This window comes from Mucilaginibacter endophyticus, from assembly GCF_003351025.1.
Taxonomy (GTDB): domain Bacteria; phylum Bacteroidota; class Bacteroidia; order Sphingobacteriales; family Sphingobacteriaceae; genus Mucilaginibacter; species Mucilaginibacter endophyticus.
Genome location: NZ_QPCG01000012.1, coordinates 63460 through 86458 on the forward strand (window position 1 = coordinate 63460; position 22999 = coordinate 86458).

Genomic DNA, 22999 nt, shown 5'->3' on the forward strand with positions numbered 1-22999 from the left:
ATACAAAGCGGCCTTGTAAATCGGGGATTGCTTCGTGCAGCAATGACGCTTTGACATTATACATCACGTTTCGCTCAGTCCTACTGCAACAACAACTTCAAATTAATACCAAAGTTGGTAAACGACGTATTAAACGTTTGCGAAGTGTAAGGCTTGGTAAGGTTTGAATCGTAAAATAAATTCAGGTTAAAACGCTGATTGATCACATAATCAATAGACGGCCTAACGGTTATATTTTGCGCACCTGATGAGATCTCGGCCGATTCAACATCCGCACGGTAAATGAGTGTTTTGTTATCGCGAAGCGAAAAATCAAGCTTAAAGTTTACGTCCTTATGCTGAATACCTTCAAACCAACCAAACGGGAAATGAAAATCTTTAGTGTGATAGCCAAAGCCCAAAACAATGATCTTTTCATTTTGCTGTGCCAACTGGCTGTTAAGCATACTTAAGCTTAGTGAACGGCTTTGACGATACTCGGCATTGGCGGTCATGCTGTTTTTAAAACGCATACTTGCACCCAGCAAGGGTACAAATTGTTCGAAAATCGTAACCTGCGAAAATTGATATAACGGCAGGAAATCATTATTCAAATCGCGTGCAGATGATGCCCCGTTGGCTTGCTGGTATTGCAATAACGAAGTAAAGCCGCTTACGTTATATGATGAGCGGTAGCCGTGGCTCAAATCAAACGAATCAAAAATATCCTGGAACCAGGAGATCTTGCTTAAGCCGTTATAAGTAACCTGCCAGTTAGGTATCGGAATTTTAGGAAACTGCGACAGGTTACTACCCGAAGCATTTTTACCCGCATAAGCCGCCAAAAACGCCGGTACCAGTACGTTTTGTGAATTGGGGCCATAACCATCCGCATATCCGTCGGTAACGCCGCTTGAGTTTGGATTGGTGCGCCCCAACCTTTGTGATATCACGGTACGGGCATCCAAAAACTTCTGGAAGGTACTGGATACATTGTTAATACCTTTGGCCGATTCAAAGGCAGTACCAATGGTAAGGAATGACACGCTGTAGTTACCCGATGTAACCGGGCTCAGCGTTTCAATACTATTGCTTGATGCCAGGTATTTAAAGTTAGCCTGATAATTATGATCCTGCGTTTTAAATGCGGTAAGCTCAATCCGCAAATCTTTAAACGGTTCTATGATCCCCCTAAAGTGCATATCTTCATTAAGCGATGTAGTATACAACTGATTTTGCAGCGTGTCTGACGTGATCCAGCCGTTGGCAACCGCCTTGGCCCTGATATCTGTCTGACTGCCTAATAAAAAGCCCAATCCGGGAGCGCTTCCATCTGCGCCAAAAAAGCCCGACTGTGGTAAGTATCCCGGTAAAAAGGTACCCTGCGTACGGGTATAGGTGGCACTCAGGTTTTTAATACTGGTTAGCAAGCCAATCAGGATATTATTCTTTTTATTAGGATTATTCGCCTTGCGGATAAAAGGGAACTTATTATACAGCGAAACCATGTTTAAAGTTGGGTTAAGCTGAATAGCCCTTGAGTTTTGAATGCTGTTACCCACATCATAATTGGTGCTGTTGATAGCAAACAGCGGCTGCGTTTGCCAGTTAAAGTGTGTGCTGTAACGGGCCACGGCCGATACCCAATCCAACCCCGGAATTTTATTGATAGGTACTGTATAATTAAAGTTGATGGTGTGGTTATAGTTGGTAGTACGGCCAAGCTTTTTCAGGTTATCCCACAGGGTATCGCGCTTTAAACCATTGATACGTCCTGCAGGTTCATCCACTACCGATAAATTGGTAGCATCGATATCCATTTGTAAAGATTTCGATAAGTTCCAGCCGATGCCATATACACGGGTTATGTTGAAATACTTATTGAATGTAGTTGTAGGGATAGGGATATAATTATTAGGATCATTATCCCGCAGGGTGTTCTCGGAGTAAAAACGATCGAAGTTAATACTGAAATTCAACCGTGACGGCAACAAGCTAAAGTTTAGATCCCTGAACAAGGCCAGCATATTGCTTTTAATGATCTTGGCAAACGGACTATAATATTTTGGCTGATTGGTATAGTTATAAGCGAGTGTAAGGTTATACGTTTTCTCCACATCGTTCTGCGTCACAAAATCATGATGGTTGTATTCGGTATAGGCGTAAGTGGCGTTAAAGTTTTCAATATCCCAAATGTGGTTAATGGCATTCTGGTTTGTCCGGGCCTTATGCACATTGGTAAAATTGATGCTTTTACGGGTGGTTATATCAATGGCCGCGTTCCGGATGGAGTCGCGCTCTTTTGTGCTGGTAGCGGCTGCAAGCGATGCCTTCAATTCAACATCGGGTGCACCGGGATCATATTGCGGCATACTCCTTTGCGATGATAAATTGATATACGCCGGAATATGGATACCACTTTTATCCGGGAAAAACTTGCCCAGTTCAACATTAGCCGACACATCATAAGTTTGATCATCGCTTTGGCTGCGATCATTCAACCTTGAATCCAAAGTACCAAAACCAATGGTCGTTTTACTTCCGGATACGGTGATATCGGCAAAGTCGGCAAGCTTGGCGTCGATCCTTGCCGTAGCCGCCCATCCACCACGCTGGTCAAAATCAGTAAGGCGCAGCTCATCAAACCAAACTGTTCCCGATTTATCCAACCCATCATCCGGAATAGCATTGGTGCCTTTATAAGGGTTCCGTACGCCCAGCATAATGGTACGCAGTTTACTTAAATCGGGCTGGCCTTTTATGTAAACCACCTTATCTCCCTCTGTGTATTTGAACAACTGGTTGTACGCCACGTTGGAGTGATTGCGTGCAAGCTTGGCGCGTACAAGCAGGTCAAGTTCCAGGTCCATTTCGTTAACATCGGGCCAGATAGCTGCCGGATCGCTGGTGCCCGGCTGGGTTATTTTTAGTGGTAACTCGTATTCGTAATAGTTATCCTGGTAATCAACACCCAAACGGATAAACGCGTTCAGATCATTATCTTTTAAATAATCACCCTCGGCATGGATAAACATTTGCATGCGTTTGTACTTGCGCAGGTCGTTATAAAACGTGCGGAACGCGGCTCTTGAATAACCATCGCGCAGGCTTTTTACGTTGAGCGATAAAGATTGCTCGTTAAGCTTGGTATTGGTTTGCAGGTTATTGTAATTACGCTGACGGTTGATACCCGGCGGCACCACATAAGGTATTGGCGTACGGTTACCGTTTTCTTCGATATTTACGGCCTGCACGTCAATGGTCGAATTATCTATAGGCGGGTTTTGAATTGCCGGATCAGCTATTACATTCAGCGGATTTTTTTCGGTGTTGAAAGCACGCCATTCGCCACGCACCAATTCCAGGGTCGCAAAACGGAGCACCGCGGTATCGGCAAAATTGGTCATGAACATCCTCATGAAGCGGATGGCCTTAAAATCCTGGATGTTACCCACCCGCGACTGATAATCAGTGATCGGGATACGGAACTGGTACCAGTTAACAGCCTGCGTTGTACCATTGGGCAGTTTTACCTGCGCGGTAACTTTATCGCTGATATAGTTTTGACCTACAACCATATCGGCAGGACGCATAGACACTTTATACTGGAAGTACGAATCTTCCTGGCTCATGTTATTGTCGCGGTTAATATCCTCGCCATCGGGCAGGGAGGTTGAGGCCGAGTTTTGCAAACCAAGTTCGGCCTGCGATTGCTGTGCTGTTTTCGAGTTGCCATCGGTACCGTTATACTTGCTGTAACGGTCAAGGATACCGGCGCGGGCCTGATCGAGGGCAGGGCCCTGGTAATATTGATAATCGTCAGATGAAGGGTCGGCCGCATAATTATTTGCCGCCTGCGCGTTCAACTGACCTTTTATTTGCTGAACGACGGGCGCAAATTTAGTTTGCTCGTCCTGATCGTTCATACCATCCAAACCAACATCCTGCAGTTTACGGGCATCGGGATTGTTATCAAAAGCGTTAACAACCGGTTGTAATTTAGATACCCTGCCCCAGTTGGTTTCATCAACCTTGGTCATGTCGCCATCAACAGGCAAACTGTTCTCCAAACTTTTGCGTCCGTCTTTTAAGATATCCTCAGAGATAGAGCCCAGGTTAAAATAAAGATCACCACCTGCAGAGTTTGGCTTGTAAATGAACGGATCAAGCACCCAAAACTCAATGTATGATACGTTTAATGATTCAAAGTCGTTCGTTTCCAATTTCCTGAACATACCGCCCCAGCGGGTTTTAGGGTTTTGTAAAGTACCATCCGGATTAATGCCTGTGGTAGCATAGTTGTAAGGGCCACGGATGGTTGGATAAAAAGCCATGTTCAATGTAGCCAGGCTAAGCGGTTGCCCCGTGGCCGATTGCTTGTAAGGAAATACCTCCTGCTCAATCACCTGCCTCACGTAATGGTTGGAAAGCTCGCTTCTTGTTACGGGGATCGATCCTGTATTGGTATAAAATATAGGGTCGATATTATAAAAAGCAAGCCTTGCACGGTTATATCCATAACTCAGGTTATCAAACAAAGTCGATTCGGTAAACAGTTGCGGGGTACCCGAAATTTGCCAGGCATTGGCTGCCTTAACATCAATTACCGACTGGCTATTTTCAAAATCATCAAGATACGACGTTCCATTTTTTGAACCCGCAAAGTTCAGCGCTCCGGGACTGCCCGGCATCAGCTTGGCAAACTCGCCATAAAAATTGATGGATGACGGCACTTTGGTATGAATACCGGGGATCTTATCAACCAGCCTTGTTAAAAAACGTGAGTTCGAGCTATAGTTAGCATCAAAGCCCCAGATAGTATTTGAAATAGATTCTTCACCAGCTATTTCGTTTTGAGTAAGCGGTTGTTCGGTGAGGTGCATCAGGGTGGCACCTAATTGAAGCTTATCACTGGCATGGTAATCAAGCCTTGTACCGTATAACGATTTTTGCTGAACACCAAACAACTCGTTGTTTTCCAACTTTACGGTAATAGGCTGTCCGGACGATAACAGCGCCTGGTTCAGGATCCTGATCCGCCCCGCGTTATAATCAACCGTATAATCATTACCTTCCTGTAGTTTTACTGTACCGGCAGTAACGTTTACAGAGCCCTGCGGAATATTAACCGCGTTCAGCTGATATTCTGAACCTCCCGTTGAAGTATACGTACCCTTAATAACATACCTGTTTAAAGCCGGGAAATATTGCTGCGCTATGGTTTTGGTTGAATCATATAAGGCCTGGTAAACGTATCGTTTGGCCAGGTCAGTTTCGCCGGGCGTAAATTGTGACGCGAGATCCGAACCAAAGGGTTCCACTACCGGGAACGAAACACGTCCATTTTGCGAATCGATGGTTATGCCCTCTAAAAAGTCAAAATAGCCATCCGGCTTTTTATCGCTTTGCTGGTTCAGGTTATCGAGGCCTGCTATTTGCAGCCACAATTTGCCTTTGGTATTTTGGCCCTCTTCCATTACCGTTTTTTCGATACCCGATTTATCATCAAGGCGGGTAACAGTCAATTTAAAGTTGGTTGGGGCTATCTGGAAAGCACCAAGGGAGTAGATGTTTTTCATCATTAAATCCCAGGTCGGCAAATTGGTTTTCAGCAACTCGCCTTTCAGCAACTTTACAAAGAGTACGTTAGGCGTATTGGGGTTAACGGCAACATCACTGCTAAACTCACCTACCTGGTACTGTACACCGTTAACCGTGTACTGGTAGGCCACTGCCAGTACCTCATCATTATTTAAAGGATAATTTAGGGAGATATAACCTAACTGCGGGTGCAGGGTATACTCCTTATCGGTAAGCTTACGGGCGTAGGTTAGTTTTGAATAATTATCTGTACTGCCCGATCCCTGGAAAAAGTTGGCGACATCATTAGAGTTGGTAAGCCTTGCATTTTGCGGCAAAACCGATAACAGGTTGTTGGACTGCTGTGCAAAACCAGGGCCTTTAAAACCGGCCGGTAGGGCGCTACCGCCACCAACAATTCGTGTTTTATTGTATGGGTTATTTTCGCCCAAATCAATAAAGCCCAATATATCGCGCGAATCGGTTGTTACGTTGGTACGGTTGGTTGTCCAAACCTCAATCTTGGTGATGTTGATATTGGAACTGATGATCGGGATATTAGCCAGCGCCCTGTTATAATTATTTCTGAAATATTGCGACAGGAAGAAGTGCTTATTAGCCTCATAGTCGGCAGGAGTTAACCTAAACTCGCCCTGCTGAGAGCCATTGGTAATCGTGATAGTTTTGGATTGCGACCGCTGTTGCGAAAAGATACTGGTAACATCTAACCGGCCAAATTTCAGTTTAGTTTTAACACCAAAAAGCGCCTGGCTACCGGTAATTAATGTAGTATTAAGGGGCATACTAACCGTACCTGCCTCAATTTTTTGAATGATCTCATCCGGCGAACCAGTATAATCCAGCTTGATCTGGTTTTCAAACTGGAACTGCGCATCTGTATTGTAATTAGTAGTGATCTTTAATTTATCGCCTATATTACCGGTTACGTTAAGCTGGATACGCTGATCGAAATTAAAATTGAACTGACTGCGCTGACGGGTATTAAAAAGCGGGTTCTGATTTTTATTTACCTGCCCGGCCAATATCATCTCTGCCGAACCCTGCGGCCGGATATCAATCACCGAGCTTCCAAAGATCTGTTCAAACGTATGGCTCCTCACTTTTATAGGCGGTATAAAGCCCGGCTGCTGAGAGTCGTAAGCATAATTATCGGCCAGTTGCTGAAAATAGCCCCGCTGGGTTGATCGTTCTTTAAGTTTTAAATATTGTTCAAACGTGAGGTATTGCGGCGGGCGATAGAGCAGGTTCCCTACCCTTTCGTACAAAATATAGCGGTTGGTGGCCGGATCATATTCAATGGTACGCACCAGGTTTGCCGGGTCAGCATTGAAAATACCTTCCCTCATCCGCTGGCTTCGTGGCGCGGTTAGGTTTATTGGTACATTTGATTTGGTTGTATCATTTTTGGCCGCAGGAGTAGGCTTTTGTTGTGCATACACATTACCCAGCCCCCCAAACACCACAATGAACAACACACTTATAAGTGTCTTATAAGTAAATACTTTGGTCAAAAGTTAGTAGATATATATCCGTAATTATAGAGTTTTTAACGCGAACTTAATAAGCTCTTCAACCGTTAATTCGCCATTATTTTTCTTAATCTCCTGATCCAATACTTTTTCGGCCGTGTTGCGTGCAAAACCCAGCATTACCAACGCCGACAATGCTTCGTCCTTAACCGTTTGGCTTACCGGTACAACTGTTAATGTATCCGGACCTTCCTTGCGCAGCTTATCCTGCAGCTCCAGGATAATACGCTGGGCCGATTTAGGGCCGATGCCTTTTATCCGTTGGATCAGCGAAACATTACCGTTTACAATAGCCGTCTGGATTTCGGCCGGGGTTATGGATGATAACATCATCCTTGCTGTATTTGGCCCTATGCCCGAAATGGAGATCAAATGTAAGAACAACCTGCGCTCACCTTCGGTAGCAAAACCATAAAGGGTGTGCGCGTCCTCTTTTACGTGTAACCACGCAAAGAGTTTGCATTTTTCGTCTTCGCCTATGCCCGAGTAGGTGTTTACAGAAATATTGATATGATACCCTACCCCTCCTGCATCAATAACCACATACGACGGGCTTTTAAACATTAGTTTCCCACTAATATAATCATACATATATTATTACTTTATTAAGTTTATTAAAACAAAGATTTTGCAGGCTAAACTGCCTTTACAGTGATTATCCAAAGATAAAATTCCGGCGTCATTATATTAATATAATGACAAACAAAAAGCTGCGGCATACTCAGCTTAAAAAATAAAGACGCTAAGCGTTTAAATGCCAGCGTCTTTATCAAAAGATATACTTATTAACCCCACCCAAACCCTCCCCCAAAGGGAGGGCTTTTTAAAAAATCTCTATGAAGTCTCCCCTACCGGGGGAGATTTAGAGGGGTTTTTATTAACTGTTAGCAGCGGCTTTTGCCTGTGCATCAACCACAGCAATGGTAACCATGTTTACAATTTCGCGCACCGAACTGCCTAATTGCAGTACGTGTACCGGCTTTTTCAAGCCAACCAATATAGGGCCTACCGCTTCGGCGCCACCTATCTCCTGCAAAAGTTTGTAAGCTATGTTGCCCGATTCCAGGTTAGGGAAGATCAGTGTATTTGCCGGTTTTCCATTTAGCGTTGAGAACGGAAAGTTATCCGCAAGCAAATCTGCATTGAGTGCAAAGTTAGCCTGCATATCACCATCAACTACCATATCCGGATACTTTTCATGCAGGATAGCTACTGTTTCGCGGGTTTTTTCAGGAACCTCACCTTCGTTTGAACCAAAGTTTGAATATGATAATACTGCGATCCTCGGGCTGATATTAAATTGCTTTACCGAGCGCTCTATGAGTACTGTAATATCCACGAGGTCATTAACACAAGGATTTACATTCACCGTGGTATCGCCAAAAAACACCGGACCTTTTGCTGTGATCATCATATACATACCTGCAACGCGGTTCACACCTTCTTCGGTACCAATGATCTGCAATGCAGGTTTCACTGTAGTTACATAGTTTTTGGTTAAGCCGGAGATTAAAGCATCGGCACGGCCAAACTGCACCATACAAGCGCCGTAGTAGTTACGGTCTACCAATAGTTTCTTAGCCTCGTACAAGGTTACCCCTCTGCGCTGGCGTTTGTTGTATAAAAACTCAGCGTACTCGTCCATGTGCTCACAGCCTTCGCGCGGGTCAATGATGTGCACATCTCCTAAATCAAGGTCGTTATCATGAATGATCTTTTTGATCCTTGCTTCGTTACCCAGCAAAATAGGGGTAGCAATACCCTCTTCCTTTACAATCTGGGCCGATCTCAGGATCTTATAATTATCAGCCTCAGCAAATACAACACGCTTAGGATCCTGTTTCGCTTTGGCGGTAAGGTTACGCAATAGCTTATCATTAGTACCTAAACGTGACCTTAATTCTTCCTGGTAAGCATCCCAATCGGTGATCACTTTACGGGCTACTCCAGATGCTATAGCTGCTTTTGCCACCGCCATAGATACCTCGGTGATCAGCCTTTGATCCATCGGCTTCGGGATGATATAATCCTTGCCAAATTTAAGGTTGGTAAGGTTATACGCCAGGTTAACAGCTTCCGGAACCGGCTTTTTAGCCATCTCTGCGATAGCATGCGTGGCCGCTATTTTCATTTCTTCGTTAATAGCAGTTGCCCTAACGTCAAGTGCTCCGCGGAAGATATAAGGGAAACCAAGTACGTTGTTCACCTGGTTAGGAAAATCAGAACGACCAGTTGCCATAATGATATCGTTGCGGGTGCCGGCTGCAAGATCATAATCAATTTCAGGCACCGGGTTGGCCATTGCAAAAACAATAGGTTTTTTAGCCATCGCCTTCAACATATCGGGCGTTACCACATTACCTGCCGAAAGACCAACAAACACATCGGCATCCTTCATTGCGTCGGCCAGTGTTTTTACATCGGTACGGGTGGTGGCAAATTCCATCCTGATATCATCAAGATCGGTACGTTCCTGGTTTAATACGCCGTTAATGTCAAACATCACCAGGTTTTCTTTTTTAACCCCTAATGACAGATACATTTTTGAGCATGATACCGCGGCAGCACCTGCGCCGTTAACTACCATTTTTATCTTATCCAGTTTTTTCCCCTGTATTTCGCAGGCGTTCATTAAAGCCGCGCCTGATATGATAGCAGTACCATGTTGATCGTCATGCATTACCGGGATATTCATTTCGGCTTTCAGCCTGCGTTCAATTTCGAAGCAGGTTGGGGCCGAGATATCTTCAAGGTTTACACCGCCAAAAGTGGGTTCAAGCGCCTTAACTATGTTTACAAAATCATCAACACTTTTGGCGTTCAGCTCAAGGTCAAAAACGTCGATATCCGCATAAATCTTAAAAAGCAGGCCCTTACCTTCCATTACCGGCTTGCTGGCCTCAGGACCAATATTGCCCAACCCCAATACGGCGGTACCATTGCTGATCACCGCAACCAGGTTACCTTTAGCGGTATATTTATAAACATCTTCGGTATTATCGGCGATCTTTAAACATGGTTCAGCTACCCCCGGAGAGTAAGCCATAGTTAAGTCGCGCTGCGAATTTGTTGGTTTGGTAGGTACAACTTGTATCTTCCCGGGACGGCCTTGAGAGTGGTAATTCAGCGCGTCCTGTTTTCGGTTAGTTTTATTCATTTTTTTCAAATTGAAGCGCCCAAAATTACAATTCTTTTTACGGAACAAGCATAAAAAAGCCCCTTTTTACGATTATGTTAAAAAGAGGATAAAATACGGTTAATGTTTTGATAAGATGCGTTTAAAAGATTGTATTTAGCAAAAATCTACTTTTTCTTTTTCGCCTTCTCCATGTTCTTTTGTACCCTAAACTTTACAATTTTGGTGATCAGTTCCAATGGCATCGGCTCATCTAACGGAAACTGAACTGAACCTTTAGCGCCTTTATAGCCCGAAAGTTCTTCTTTAAACTCTTCTAAACCTTGCGGGGCCGGGTAAAAACCAATGTGATTTTTAAAGCCGCCGAAATGCACCAAATTGCCGTTAAGTATAAACGTAGGAATAGCATATTTGATAGCCTCTTCGGCTTCCGGAGCAGCTGCCTTTATCGTAGCCCGTACCAACTGCAGTTTCTGTTGAACATCCTCCGGGAAACCGGCGATATATTCATCAATATTCTCCTTTGGCTTTTCCATGTTGATGAGTAATTGGTTGAAATAAATCTACGAAAAAAAACATGTCATTGCGAGGAGGAACGACGAAGCAATCGCATGCTATACAGGGCGGCTATGCTTCCGTGCGATTGCCATGCTTCGCTTATAATGACATGGTTTTGTTTACGTCCCAGACATCGGTTGCGGAAGTTTCTTATTTCTAATAAACTTTCTTCAAAAAGGCGTCATTGCGAGGAACGAAGCAATCCCAAACTATACAGGGCGGACCTGCTAACCGGGGATTGCTTCGTTCCTCGCAATGACGCCTTTTATAATTCTATTATATACTAATATAAAACTTAATTCTTCGAATACCCGCCGTCATCCTGCACATTGGCAGCAACTTCACCGGCCGATACTTTCAGCATAGCGCCTACTGGTGCACGATTAGTTTTAAGATGGTTCCAAACCTTCAGGTCAGATACTTCGCAGCCAAACTTATCAGCTATGGAGGCAAGGGTTTCGCCTTTTCTTACTTTATGATGGGTTGGAATATGGCGCTCCGATTTAGCCGGTGAGTATTGAACAGCGGCATAAGTAGCCGGTTTAGCTGCAGCTGTTGATATTGGAGCATCAACACCATTTAATACATTATACAAAGCAGCATAATTACCTTTTGCGGTTTGCGGAATAATAAGCCTGCGTGGTGTTTTAGGACTACCATTAACTACCGCCATTCGGTACGATGGATTAAGAATGGTGATCTCCCTTAAGCTAACATCAAGTGCCTGGGCAACGTTGCTCAAAGGCACTACCCTCTTCACCATCACCGTATCAGTACGGGTAGAGAAATTACAGGCTTGTGCCACAATGTTATGCTTATTGAAATAGTTCATTACATAGTTCATGGCGATAAAAGCTGGTACATAACCACGGGTTTCAACAGGCAGGTACTGACGGATGCTCCAGAAATCAGTTACACCACCTGCTTTTTCAACAGCACGCTCTACATTACTTTTACCACAATTATATGAAGCAATGGCCAGCAGCCAGTCGCCAAACTCCTGATAGGCATCTTTTAGGTAGGCCGCCGCCGCATAGCTCGACTGGATTGGGTCACGGCGCTCATCAACATAGTTATCCATGTTAAGACCGTAAATTTTTGCAGTGGTACCCATAAATTGCCAAAGACCTGTTGCCCCAACCCTTGATACCGCGTTAGGATCAAGCTTTGATTCAACAATAGACAAAAACTTTATTTCATCGGGGATACCGGCTTCACGAAAAGCTTTTTCATAAATAGGGAAGTAATATTTGGTTAAGCCGGCAACCTGTCCCATTTCGTCGCGGTTGTGCATATACAGGTCGATATAGGCCTGCACATATTCGTTATAGTCAAGCTGGATATCCTTACGGATAGAATCTAACCTGCGTTTATACATACCACCGTATGAACTTAAGGGCATTGGCTGATTAAGCACCGGTAAAATGGTGGTATCAGCATTTATAGCATCTGCGTTAACCCTGGTTACCTGGTTTACTTGCTTAACTGTTTTTGCCGAATTGGTTGTTATTGATTCGGCCTGTAAAATTTGGAGTGATAAGAGGCAAATGGTCAGCGTAAATAATCTCTTCATTTAGTGCGGGATTTGATTAATTTATAATGCCCAAAGCATCAGCATTTTACTAAAATATCATTTTTATTACAGTTCAAGAAAATATTTGGCAAAATCTAATAGCTGCTGCTCGCCAAAGTGCTTTGTTAATAACTGTAAACCTAACGGCAAACCATTGCTGTTATTGCCCGTAGGGATTGATATAGCCGGAACACCGGTTAAAGAGGCTTGTACGGTAAATATGTCAGAAAGATACATTACCACCGGATCTTTCTCTTCCTTACCTATTTCAAAGGCCGGTTCAGGAGCCGATGGCACCAGTATAAAATCGTACTCTTCCAGTATCTGGTTGGTTTTTTCCTGTATCAGTCGGCGTACCTTTTGTGCCTTGGCATAATAAGCGTCATAATATCCGGCGCTCAATACAAAGGTACCCGTCATGATGCGGCGCTTTACTTCTTTACCAAAGCCTTCAGAACGCGAGCGCTTATAAGTTGATTGCAGATCGGTAGCCAGCGGACTGCGATAGCCATAGTGCACGCCATCATATCTTGCCAGGTTTGATGAGGCTTCGGCCATCGCCAGGATGTAATAGGTCGGCACAAGGTATTCCAGCAGTTCAAAAGCAATTGGGGTAACCGTGTGGCCATCGGCACGCAGCTTGTCTATATATTGTATGAGGTTTTCTTTTACTTCATTATCAACACCCGGGCTTGATATAGCTTCCTGGAGGTAGGCTATTTTCTTTTTGCCCGGCTTTTGAAGATTGGTATATGATGCAGGAGGTGGCGTTTGCGATAGTGTGCTGTCGAACTCATCAGGTCCGGCAAGTACTTCAAGCAATAAAGCAGCATCTTCAACCGATTTGGTGATTGGCCCAACCTGGTCAAACGATGATGCATAGGCGATAATGCCATGCCTTGAAATTGTTCCGTAAGTTGGCTTTAAACCTACAACGCCACAAAAAGAGGCAGGTTGCCTTACCGAACCACCGGTATCGGTACCTAATGCCGCATGGCACATCCCGGCCTGCACGGCCACGGCCGAGCCGCCCGATGAGCCACCCGCAACCTTAGTTTCATCAGCATGGTTTTTTACCGGACCAAAATATGATGACTCGTTGGTAGCGCCCATAGCAAATTCATCGCAATTGCAACGACCAATGATCACCGCGTCTTCGGCCAGCAGGCGTTCAACTACAGTTGATGAAAAAATTGAAGTGAAACCGGTCAGGATTTTTGAGGAGGCATTAACCTCGTGTCCTTTGTAGCAGATATTATCTTTTATGCCGATAACCATACCGGCTAACTTACCGGCAGTGCCATTTTTTATTTTATTGTCAACATGTTGTGCGGCAAGCAAAGCCTCATCTGCAAACACTTCATTAAAAGCATTTAAATGAGCGTTCTTTTCAATCTCGATCAAATAGCCTTTTACAAGACCTTCAACAGTAATTTCCGCACGTTGTAACCCACTCTTTATCTCGGTTAAAGTGGAATAAATATTAGCCATGGGGCTAAAATAAAAAACTTATCTGTTGAAATAAGAAATAAATCAACAGATAAGTTCATATACTAAGTAAAAGCGGCATTAAAACCTAATCCCTGTTAGGGAATTAAGCTTTTTTTTCTTCAGATGATGAAGAAGATGAGCCTTCGCCGTTTTGCGCGTCTTTAAATTCCTTAACGCCTTTTCCTAAGCCTCTCATTAGTTCAGGGATTTTTTTACCGCCGAATAATAAAAGTATCGCAATGATGATCAGAATAATTTCTGGTGCGCCTAATCCACCCATGATTTTAAGTTTTTATGTATGATTAAATTATATTAAGATTTGTACTCTTCGTGTTTTTCTGCCTCAGAATGATTTTCAGTAGTAGCTTTAGTTAGATTAATATGGCTCTCATGTTCCGGCTCGGCAGGAGTATTTACATGGTAACCGCTCATTGGCATTGTGTTTGGAACATTGTTTTCAACAACAGGCACATGATGCTCGGCTGTTTCAGGGGCTTCTGAAGCTTTTTCATCTAAAAGCGGGGTTTCCTCTTTTTTAGGTTCCGGCTTTTTGTCTTCGTAATTATTGATCTGATTGTTGATCTCACGTTTAACATCTTCGGAGGCGTCTTTGAATTCGCGGATGCCTTTACCCAGGCTTTTTGCCAGGCCAGGCAGCTTTTCGCCGCCAAATAGCATCAATGCTGCAAAAAGTATCAGTACCATCTCGCCTGTACCAATATTTAAAAATAACAAAACTGAACTTAACATAGCATTCTGTTTAAGGATACAAATATATACAATTAAAATTTCTTATCGTTCATAACTAATTAGTTAGGCGCCAGCCAGATCTTAGGGTTAACAGGTGTAGCTCCTTTATAAATTTCAAAGTGAGCCTCTGTTTCGCCTGTTGATGGATCTGTTGCCACCACCCCAATGGCTTGTTTGGTGCTTACTTTCTGCCCCCTTGCAACGCTAACCGACCGTAAATTACTGTATGCAGTAAAGTATTCACCATGTACAATAACCACCAGGTAAGTACCACTCACGTCCATCACTTTTACAACGGTACCGTCAAATATCGCCCTTACCGCGCTGCCCGAGTTAGTCCGGATATCCAGACCATTGCTTTCACTGCGGATACCTTCAGGGGTTGTATAAATACCGAATCCCTGCGTTACAATACCATTAGCAACCGGCCATGGCAAACTACCACGGTTACCCAAAAAGTCGTTTGACAATCGGGCTGCTTCAGGCGTAGCATTCAGCACGCTTGATGTACTGCGTGTTGCAGCTGGTTTAACCGGAGCAGGTGCGGCAGGAGCCGGTTTGTTTTCGGCCTTTGCCTTGGCAGCAGCCAGCCTTGCAGCTTCTTCTGCACGGCGTCTTTCTTCCTCTTCAGCCCTGCGCCTTGCTTCCTCAATTTCCCTCCGGATCGCGTCGTTTATAGCGCGGTTGGTTTTTACAATCTTAGCCTGCAGGTCCTTTTGTTGTTTTTTTAGGATCCCCTCATGCTGTGACAGATCGCTCACCAGCTTAACCTGGTTGGTGCGCTCATTACCCAGCGTTTCTTTTTCTTTTTGCTGATCTTTTAAAAGATTATTTTTTTCATCTTTTGTTCGGTCAAGCTCATTGATCTTAACGTGCAGCTCCTTTTGTGTTCCCTGTATATAATTGGCTTGCCGCTCACGGTATGTACCAAACTGTTGTAAATATTTTAAACGTTTATAAGCCTGGTTAAAGTCTTTTGACGCAAAAAGGAACATCATTTTATTGTACGCACTCTGGTTGCGGTATGCAAACAGGATCATGGCCGCGTATTCCTTTTTAAGCTGGTCTAACTGTGATTGTAAACTACGTACGTTATTATTACTCTCAGAGATTTGGTTATCCAAATTTCTTACCTCCGAGTTGATATTCTCAATTTTTTCCTGGCGCAGGTTTATTTGCGCCTTGAGGATGCTTAACTGCTTTAGTGAAGCCTTTTTGTTATTTAAAGTTTCCTGATAATCTTCATTTAATTGTTCAAGCTCTTTGTTTAGCTGAGCTTTGCGGCGTTTTAATTCGTCACTGCTTTGGGCACGTACTGTAACCACTGCAAACACCAATAATAAAAAGAAAACTGCTTTAAAAAACTTCATCAAATAAACTTTATTAATTATTTGCCAGGCTCGTATCCTTCAGGGATGCTGAAAGGATAGTTTTGCTGTACTTCAAAATCGGCCTTAGTATAATGCAAATTAACTTGTATTTTTTTATCTTTTACTACTGAAGCTATATCTATTTGCGATGGCAGTATCCTGTTTGTTGCCTGGATAAAGGCATTATTGGTTACCTGTAGCGATTGGGCCTGGCCCTGATTATCCAGATTGGTTTGCGTAACCTTATTATCCGGACCAAGTATCAGCTTGTAAACCAGATCATTCAGCGCGCCGCTCAACGTAGTGTTACCATCAGCGTGTTCAATGCTGGCCTGCTCGTTAACAAGCTCGGGCACGGCATTGCCAATCAGCAATGATTCCAGCGTTTTATAATTAACCTGTTTACTTGCATAAGTATATATGTAGCTGAACGGCTTTTTAATATAAACACTTTGCAGGCGGTTAATAACCAGGATACTATCGGGCGTTATTACCGCGCGGGCGGCTTCAATGCCTAATACGGCGGTAATAGAAACCCAGATCATTTTATCTTTTGCAATCCTGATGTTCAGCGTAACATCATTACTGTTATTATTAATGCTGAGTTTACTTTTAGCCTTACCGGCAAATGTGGTAAAATTCACTTGGCTTGCCCGTATGGCCGCCAGTTTACTGGCAACATCATTGGGCTTCGCCGTCGAATCGGCCTTGCGGGCAACCAACACTTGCTTACGTGCTTTACAGCTTGCCATTACCAGCAGGCAGCAAACTATAAGTAAACTATTCGCTATATTTTTTTTCATTTATTTTACGATCTAAAACAGGTGATTGTTCACCAAAGCCTTTAGCCTTTTTCCAGTTAGTTAAGGCAGCATCGGTATTCCCAACAAAAAACAATATATCGCCATAATGTTCGTACTTAACCGCACTATTTTCTTTATCATGCGCCAGGGCCTTCTCCATCCACTCTTTTGCCTGGGCATACTTTTTCTGTTTAAACAGGATCCAGGCATAAGTATCTTCAAACGATGCTGTGTTAGGCTGTAGCTCATTGGAATGTGCCGACATAGTAGCCGCCTTTTCCAATTGCTCATTCCTTAACGATAAATAATAAGCATAATTGTTTAAAGTGAATGCATTATCCGGATTGTAGGTTAAGGCCTTATCATAACTCTCGTCAGAATTTTTAATGTTCTTTAACTCATGATAGCAATCGCCCAATAATGAAAAACTTAACGAAAGTAGTTCCTTATCCTGAAGTTCTAATGAAGTAGCGTTTTTAACGTAACCAACGGCTTTGTTATTATCCTTTTTTTGCGCCCAGGCCACACCAACCAGGTAATTCATCCAGGCCTGGTTAGGAAATAACGACAACGCGTTTTCGCCATCCTTTATAGCAGCGTCCAGATCATTATCGCCCAATTCCAACCGTACCAGTTGCTCCTGAACATTATATACCTGGTCATTAAGCTGTGCCGATTTTTTGAGCACCGGTTTTGCCTCCTTGTATTTGGCATTCTGAATAAGCATATCACCATAAATGGCAAAAGCCCTTGCATCACCCGGGTGCGCAATGGTTAAAATGCGACTCAGCTCAAGGGCGCTCGCCTTGGCGTTGGCATCCGGAAATTTTGGAAAATACCCCGAAATGATATTCAATTTCTGGTCGATACCGATATCAGGAATGGCAAAACCCTGTGTAAGCTCATTAAAGCTGGCTTCGTTATTTTTTTTATCGCGATAGATATCGGCAAGGGCAAAATGAACTAAACCATTACGCGCGTCAAGCTTTTCGGCCTGCTGTAATATTTTGAGTGCCTTATCACTAAACCCGTTCGAGTTATAGATCTCGCCAAGAGCCAGGTAATAGCGAATTTCATTAGGATTGGCGGCTATCTGCTTTTCCAATTCAGAAGCGGCAAGATCAACCTTACCCTGTTTTAAATAGATCTTTTGGCGGTTGGCTAAAAGGTCGTCGCTCGGGCCGTAAAGCTTTTCAATCTGATCATACACTTTTAGTGCATCATCATATCTTTTGAGGATATTTAACGCGTTTGCCTTGTCAAAATAATATTCCGATCTGTCCGGATTAAGCCTGATAAGTTGATTGAAAACATTTTCGAGTTTATCAATGGTATTGGTTTTCTCATAGCTATCAGCCAGTGCCGCCCAATACCATTCATTATCTTTATTTAAAGTTACAGCCTGCTCCAGAAGTGGCTCGGAGCCTGCGAAATCATTTTGTTGACGTTTAAGATTTGCCAGCTCATACATCGATGCGTCATTAGCAGGATCGGCCTGTAAAATACGCTCGAACATTTCGGTTGCAAGCTTATAGTTCTCGATTGTTTTTTCGCGCAGGGCCGAAAAGAAAAGCTGTTTAACCAGGGCACTATCCTGGTAACTCATTACCTTACCCGCAGATGCAAGCGTTTTATTATCGGCAGTTTTTTTATGCTGAGCGCGTAAGGACAGCGGCAAGATGGCAAGAGGCAAGAATAAAGAAGCAAAGAACGGAGTAGAAAACAAACGTGCTTTCTGCATACCGCTCAACCTAATATTCTCTTCCTTAATCTTCATTCTTCTTGCGTCTTGATTCTAACTGTCTTGATTCTATTTCTTTCTTGTCTCTTGACTCTTAAAGTCTTGGCTCTAAACTTTCCCTGTGTGTCCGTAGCCGCCTTCGCCCCTTTGGGTTTCGTTCAGTACTTCTACCTGTTCCCAGTTAACACGCTCGTGTTTGGCAACTACCATCTGGGCTATGCGGTCGCCGGTATTGATCTCGAAATCCTCGGTCGAAAAATTGATCAGCAGTACTTTAATCTCTCCTCGATAGTCGGCATCAATAGTGCCCGGCGAGTTAACAATGCCGATACCATGCTTAAATGCCAGACCACTTCTCGGGCGAATCTGCGCTTCAAAACCTTCGGGCAATTCGATATACAAACCTGTTGGAATGAGTTTACGCTCCATTGGTTTAAGCACTACTGCAGTTTCTACATCGGCACGCAAATCCATACCTGCCGCGTGAGCGGTTTCATAGGCCGGTAAACTATTTTTTGATTTATTAATTACCCTGATGTTCATCGTTTAAATATAGCTTTTAACTCCTTGCGTTCAAAGTAATAAGCTCCGGCCGCAAATAACAATAAAAGCCCGTTACCAACAAAAATATTACGTTTAAATACCGTAAACGACAGAAAAACAAACACTATTGAGACAATTATATACGCAAGGTTCTTTTTTATGTTGTAAGGAATTGGATAATTTTTTTGCCCCCATAAATACGAAAGCACCATCATAGTTGCATAAGCCGCAAAGGAGATCCATGCCGAAGCGATGTAGCTGTATTTAGGGATCAGCAACCAGTTTAACGCTATGGTAAGTACTGCTCCTATGCCTGATATATATAAGCCATACCTGGTTTGATCAGATAATTTATACCACACCGAAAGATTCATATAAATACCAAGGCTCAGGTAACCAAACAATAGCGGCGGCACAACGCCCAAACCCTGCCAAAACGGATTATGAACTATGTGATGTTTTATTACATGTGTTTCCTTCCCAACAATAATAGTTGCCAGGATATCAACATTGGCGGTAAGCGCTACACAAATAACCGCTATCATAATTACAAAGTAAGTCATGATGCGGGCATAGGTTTCGCCAGAGTTTTTGTTTTTGGAATGGCTGAAGAAAAACGGTTCGGCTCCCAACCTGAAGGCCTGTACAAAAAGGCTCAGAAACAATGCTATTTTAGCGCAGGTACCATAAATACCAACATGCGTATCAGCAATACTTTGCGGCAGCATTTGTTTCAACATTACTTTATCCAGGGATTCGTTTATGATGAATGAGATATTAGCTATCAATACGGGCCAGCTGTATGAAAACATTTCTGCTAACATAGTGCCGTCAAATTTCAATTTCAGTTGTATTACCTCTGGTAACAATAACAGAACCGTAAGGCCACTTGCTATAGCGTTGGCCAAAAATACGTACCCGACCCAGTTTGGCCTGTACCAACCAGCCATCCATGCTGCTCCCGGTAAATGATGACTTAATATAAACGGAACTCCAAAAAGAAAAAACAAATTGAGTGCCATTACCAAACCTATGTTTGAGCATTTAATTACGGCATACTTAACCGGCCGGCCTTCGGCACGAATGCGCGCGAACGGAATAACACAAAAAGCATCCAGTACTAAGATCACCAGGAAGCATTTTACATAAAAAGTATAGTCGGCATGATCTTTTGCTACACCTGCCTGCATGTAATTAACAATGGGATCTAAAAACAGCAAGCAAAAAATCAAGAATAGCACTGACACCATGATAACAACCCCAAAGGCGTTATTATAAACCTGCTGCTTATTATCCGAACGCTTTTGAAGATACCTGAAATAGGTAGTCTCCATCCCAAAGGCCAAAATAGCATTGATGATAGAAGCGCTTCCATAAACAGACGTAAAAACACCGTTGGCATTAACCGGTAAAGTGCGGGTATAAATAGGCGTTAGAACGAAGTAGATCATCCGGGAAATAATGGTACTTAAACCATATATAGCAGTTTGCCCGGCAAATTTTTTTATAGTAGACAATGATGATATTTATTTATGAGCGTCTTTTAACAACCTCAAAATTACGATAGTTTTTTAATTCGCCTTCATGGCTTTCAACAGAGGTCACTTCGGCATCCTGAGGACCTTCATTACACCAGTCCAGAAACATATCAAGTGTGGAATTGTCAGCCTCGGCCTCCATGTACACATCGCCGTTAGGCTCATTTAATATGAAGCCACGTACACCAAGCTGATCGGCAACCGCTTTGGTTGATTTACGGTAGAAAACGCCCTGCACTTTGCCTTTAACTGTAATATTAAGATGTTTTATCATCAGTATTTTTGGATATTAGATAGCAGCTGAAAGCTTAATGCACAAAGCCTAAAGCTAACAGACCGGTATTGACAATTGTGTTATCTGAAAAACGTTAACAGATTATGTACAACTGTTGCAAAGTTAACTTTTTTCCTGCTAAGCAACCCGTTTAACTTAACAAGCGTACTTACAGTAAAAGTATCACAATTTAAACGGGATCGACATAACATTAAAAAATCTATTTTATGAAAAAAATTATTTTTTCCGCGCTAATCGTCGCTTTTACAGCTTTTTCGGCATTCGCGATTTTTAGCAACTGGAAGGTTAAGGGAGACGAAGCCCAGGTAACTTTTGAAGGGCATAGGGTAAGCGGCTCATTCAGCGGACTAAAAGCCGAGATCAGTTTTGACAAGGACCATCCCGAGGCTGCTAAAATTTCGGCTACCATTGATGTAACCACAGCGGCAACTGGTTTTTTCATTAAAACCAGCCACGTAAAATCGGCCTTAGGCGCTGATGATTACCCGACCATTAAATTTGAATCGACCTCGGTATCAAAAAGCGGCAATGGTTATGTGGCCAATGGTAAGTTAACCATGAAAGGCAAAACCAACCCTGAGTCTATCCATTTCACGTTTGAAGATAAAGGCAACGAAGGCGTATTTAAAGGCGACTTTAAAGTGCTGCCTCCAAAATACGGCATCGACAGAAGCGGTACCCCTCCCGAAGTTACCATCCATTTGACGGTACCGGTGAGTAAGGGGTAAGTATATAAATTCATGTCATTGCGAGGAGCGATAAGGGAAAAGCGCGGGGCGACGTGGCAATCTCGTAGCGATACAAATCGGAGATGCATTGGCTACGAGATTGCCACGCTTCGCTCGCAATGACATCGGGTTAAGTATAAAACGAAAAAACCGGCTTTCCGCCGGTTTTCTCGTTTTATATCAATTTCTTCACTTTGGTTTCGGGAGTGATCTTAAACCCATCCAAACCGCTAACGAGGTTAAGGCCGGGTGTTTTGCCAACTTCGAGTGTACCTTTCTCATCGTCGATACCCAGGTACTCGGCACCATTGCGGGTACCCCATTCAACGAGGCGAGGCAAACTTATAGACGGGAATTTTTGCTGAATAGCACGCATCTCGCTCAGGATACATAATTTATTGTTAGATGCAAGGCTATCGGTACCCAGGGTGATATTAAAGCCCTGGTCAACAAAAAGATCTATTTTAGGTAAACGCCCTTCAATATAAAGATTGGCATTAGGGCAAAAACACCAGTTAATCTTCCTGTCAAACCGTTTGATGAAATAAATATCCTTCAGGTTGGTACAGGTATTATGTACCAGCAGTACTTTTTGTTTATTGGTAAGCAGCGGAATGATGGATTGTACCGAATTACGGGCCTGAGGCTTAAAGTAGGATATATCCATACCAAAATGCTCGTATAACTCTAAAAAGGCGCCAAGTTTATAACGGTAAAACTTATTCTCGTCCTCGCACTCCTGGTTATGAATACTGATGAGATTATCGTCGGCAGTATCACTATGTTTTTTGATGAGCTTGAACAACTCCTTTGATACCGAATAAGGAGCGTGGGGTGTTACCGAGCATGAGCCGGGTTTAAATTCGCTAAGCAGGGCCAATGCCTTTTCAAAAACCTCGTTGGCCTTTTCGGGTAAAAAGCCAAAAGTTTCAACAAAGGTATGATAATACAACTTGCTTTGCTTTTTCATCGCAACACTGTTATTAGTGTTGGAGATATCACCAACGGCCACTATGCCGTTATCATACATTTCCTGATCGGCTTTAGCTATGGCATCAAGTACCTCCTGCTGATCGGCATTACGTAAAGATTGAATATCTTTTATAAAATTTACCAGACCGCCTTTGGGTTTTACTTTATCTTTTAAATGAGAAAGTTCGGTATGGCAGTGAGTGTTAACAAATCCGGGGCAAATAACACCGCTTACCTGCTGTACATGTCCGCCGGGGGATTTGTTACTATCGGAAACGGCTATTATCTTACCATGATCATCAACAGTGACTACTCCATTTTTAATCGGATCGGCATAAATAGGAAAAACGTAATCGGCTCTAAAACTTTTCATTAAAATTTAAACTTGGTAT

At 43.2% G+C, this 22999-nt stretch carries 16 protein-coding genes; 1 reads left to right on the forward strand and 15 read right to left on the reverse strand.

The window, feature by feature from the left end; translation table 11 throughout:
• Window positions 1-80 precede the first annotated feature (80 nt).
• The 14 genes from sov to DUL71_RS30295 form a co-directional block, all read right to left on the reverse strand.
• Window positions 81-7091, reverse strand: a complete 7011-nt coding sequence (gene sov / locus DUL71_RS30230) for a T9SS outer membrane translocon Sov/SprA (RefSeq protein WP_244228885.1) — start codon at window positions 7089-7091, stop codon at window positions 81-83.
• A gap of 24 nt (window positions 7092-7115) precedes the next feature.
• Window positions 7116-7700, reverse strand: coding sequence for a Holliday junction branch migration protein RuvA (gene ruvA, locus DUL71_RS30235; RefSeq protein WP_114941555.1), 585 nt, complete (start codon window positions 7698-7700; stop codon window positions 7116-7118).
• Window positions 7701-7986: 286 nt separating this feature from the next.
• A complete protein-coding gene (locus tag DUL71_RS30240; RefSeq protein WP_114941556.1) occupies window positions 7987-10266 on the reverse strand; it encodes an NADP-dependent malic enzyme in 2280 nt (759 codons plus the stop codon).
• Between the two features lie 146 nt (window positions 10267-10412).
• Entirely contained in the window at window positions 10413-10781 is a 369-nt protein-coding gene (locus DUL71_RS30245; protein ID WP_114941557.1) for an iron chaperone, read from the reverse strand.
• A 317-nt stretch (window positions 10782-11098) separates the two neighbouring features.
• Window positions 11099-12376 (reverse strand): lytic transglycosylase domain-containing protein, encoded by a 1278-nt coding sequence (locus DUL71_RS30250; RefSeq protein WP_114941558.1) that lies wholly within the window; start codon window positions 12374-12376, stop codon window positions 11099-11101.
• 66 nt (window positions 12377-12442) lie between these two features.
• Window positions 12443-13867: an Asp-tRNA(Asn)/Glu-tRNA(Gln) amidotransferase subunit GatA gene (gatA, locus tag DUL71_RS30255; RefSeq protein ID WP_114941559.1), complete on the reverse strand. Its 1425-nt coding sequence runs from the start codon at window positions 13865-13867 to the stop codon at window positions 12443-12445.
• A gap of 103 nt (window positions 13868-13970) precedes the next feature.
• Entirely contained in the window at window positions 13971-14147 is a 177-nt protein-coding gene (locus DUL71_RS30260; protein WP_091219083.1) for a Sec-independent protein translocase subunit TatA/TatB, read from the reverse strand.
• Window positions 14148-14179: 32 nt separating this feature from the next.
• Window positions 14180-14617: a Sec-independent protein translocase subunit TatA/TatB gene (locus DUL71_RS30265; protein ID WP_112575630.1), complete on the reverse strand. Its 438-nt coding sequence runs from the start codon at window positions 14615-14617 to the stop codon at window positions 14180-14182.
• Between the two features lie 59 nt (window positions 14618-14676).
• Window positions 14677-15987, reverse strand: coding sequence for a murein hydrolase activator EnvC family protein (locus tag DUL71_RS30270; protein WP_114941560.1), 1311 nt, complete (start codon window positions 15985-15987; stop codon window positions 14677-14679).
• 17 nt (window positions 15988-16004) lie between these two features.
• Window positions 16005-16790 carry a lipoprotein insertase outer membrane protein LolB1 gene (gene lolB1 / locus DUL71_RS30275; RefSeq protein ID WP_114941561.1) on the reverse strand — a complete coding sequence of 262 codons (786 nt, stop codon included), beginning with the start codon at window positions 16788-16790 and terminating at the stop codon, window positions 16005-16007.
• Complete coding sequence (locus DUL71_RS30280; protein ID WP_114941562.1) at window positions 16768-18567, reverse strand: tetratricopeptide repeat protein; 1800 nt, start codon at window positions 18565-18567, stop codon at window positions 16768-16770. Before DUL71_RS30280 ends, lolB1 begins: the two co-directional genes overlap by 23 nt.
• Window positions 18568-18639: 72 nt before the next feature.
• Complete coding sequence (gene dut / locus DUL71_RS30285; RefSeq protein ID WP_114941563.1) at window positions 18640-19074, reverse strand: dUTP diphosphatase; 435 nt, start codon at window positions 19072-19074, stop codon at window positions 18640-18642.
• On the reverse strand, window positions 19071-20591 hold the full coding sequence (locus DUL71_RS30290) for an oligosaccharide flippase family protein (RefSeq protein WP_114941564.1): 1521 nt from the start codon (window positions 20589-20591) through the stop codon (window positions 19071-19073). The genes dut and DUL71_RS30290 overlap by 4 nt, the downstream gene beginning before the upstream one ends.
• A 13-nt stretch (window positions 20592-20604) precedes the next feature.
• Complete coding sequence (locus DUL71_RS30295) at window positions 20605-20886, reverse strand: acylphosphatase (RefSeq protein ID WP_341867758.1); 282 nt, start codon at window positions 20884-20886, stop codon at window positions 20605-20607.
• 227 nt (window positions 20887-21113) lie between these two features.
• Between DUL71_RS30295 and DUL71_RS30300 the strand changes: the two genes are divergently transcribed.
• The gene (locus tag DUL71_RS30300; protein WP_112575636.1) at window positions 21114-21635 is read left to right on the forward strand and encodes a YceI family protein; all 522 of its coding nucleotides are present in this window, start codon (window positions 21114-21116) and stop codon (window positions 21633-21635) included.
• Window positions 21636-21810: 175 nt separating this feature from the next.
• Here the strand turns inward: DUL71_RS30300 and DUL71_RS30305 are convergent, their stop codons facing one another.
• Window positions 21811-22980, reverse strand: coding sequence for an amidohydrolase family protein (locus DUL71_RS30305; RefSeq protein ID WP_114941565.1), 1170 nt, complete (start codon window positions 22978-22980; stop codon window positions 21811-21813).
• Window positions 22981-22999: the final 19 nt, after the last annotated feature.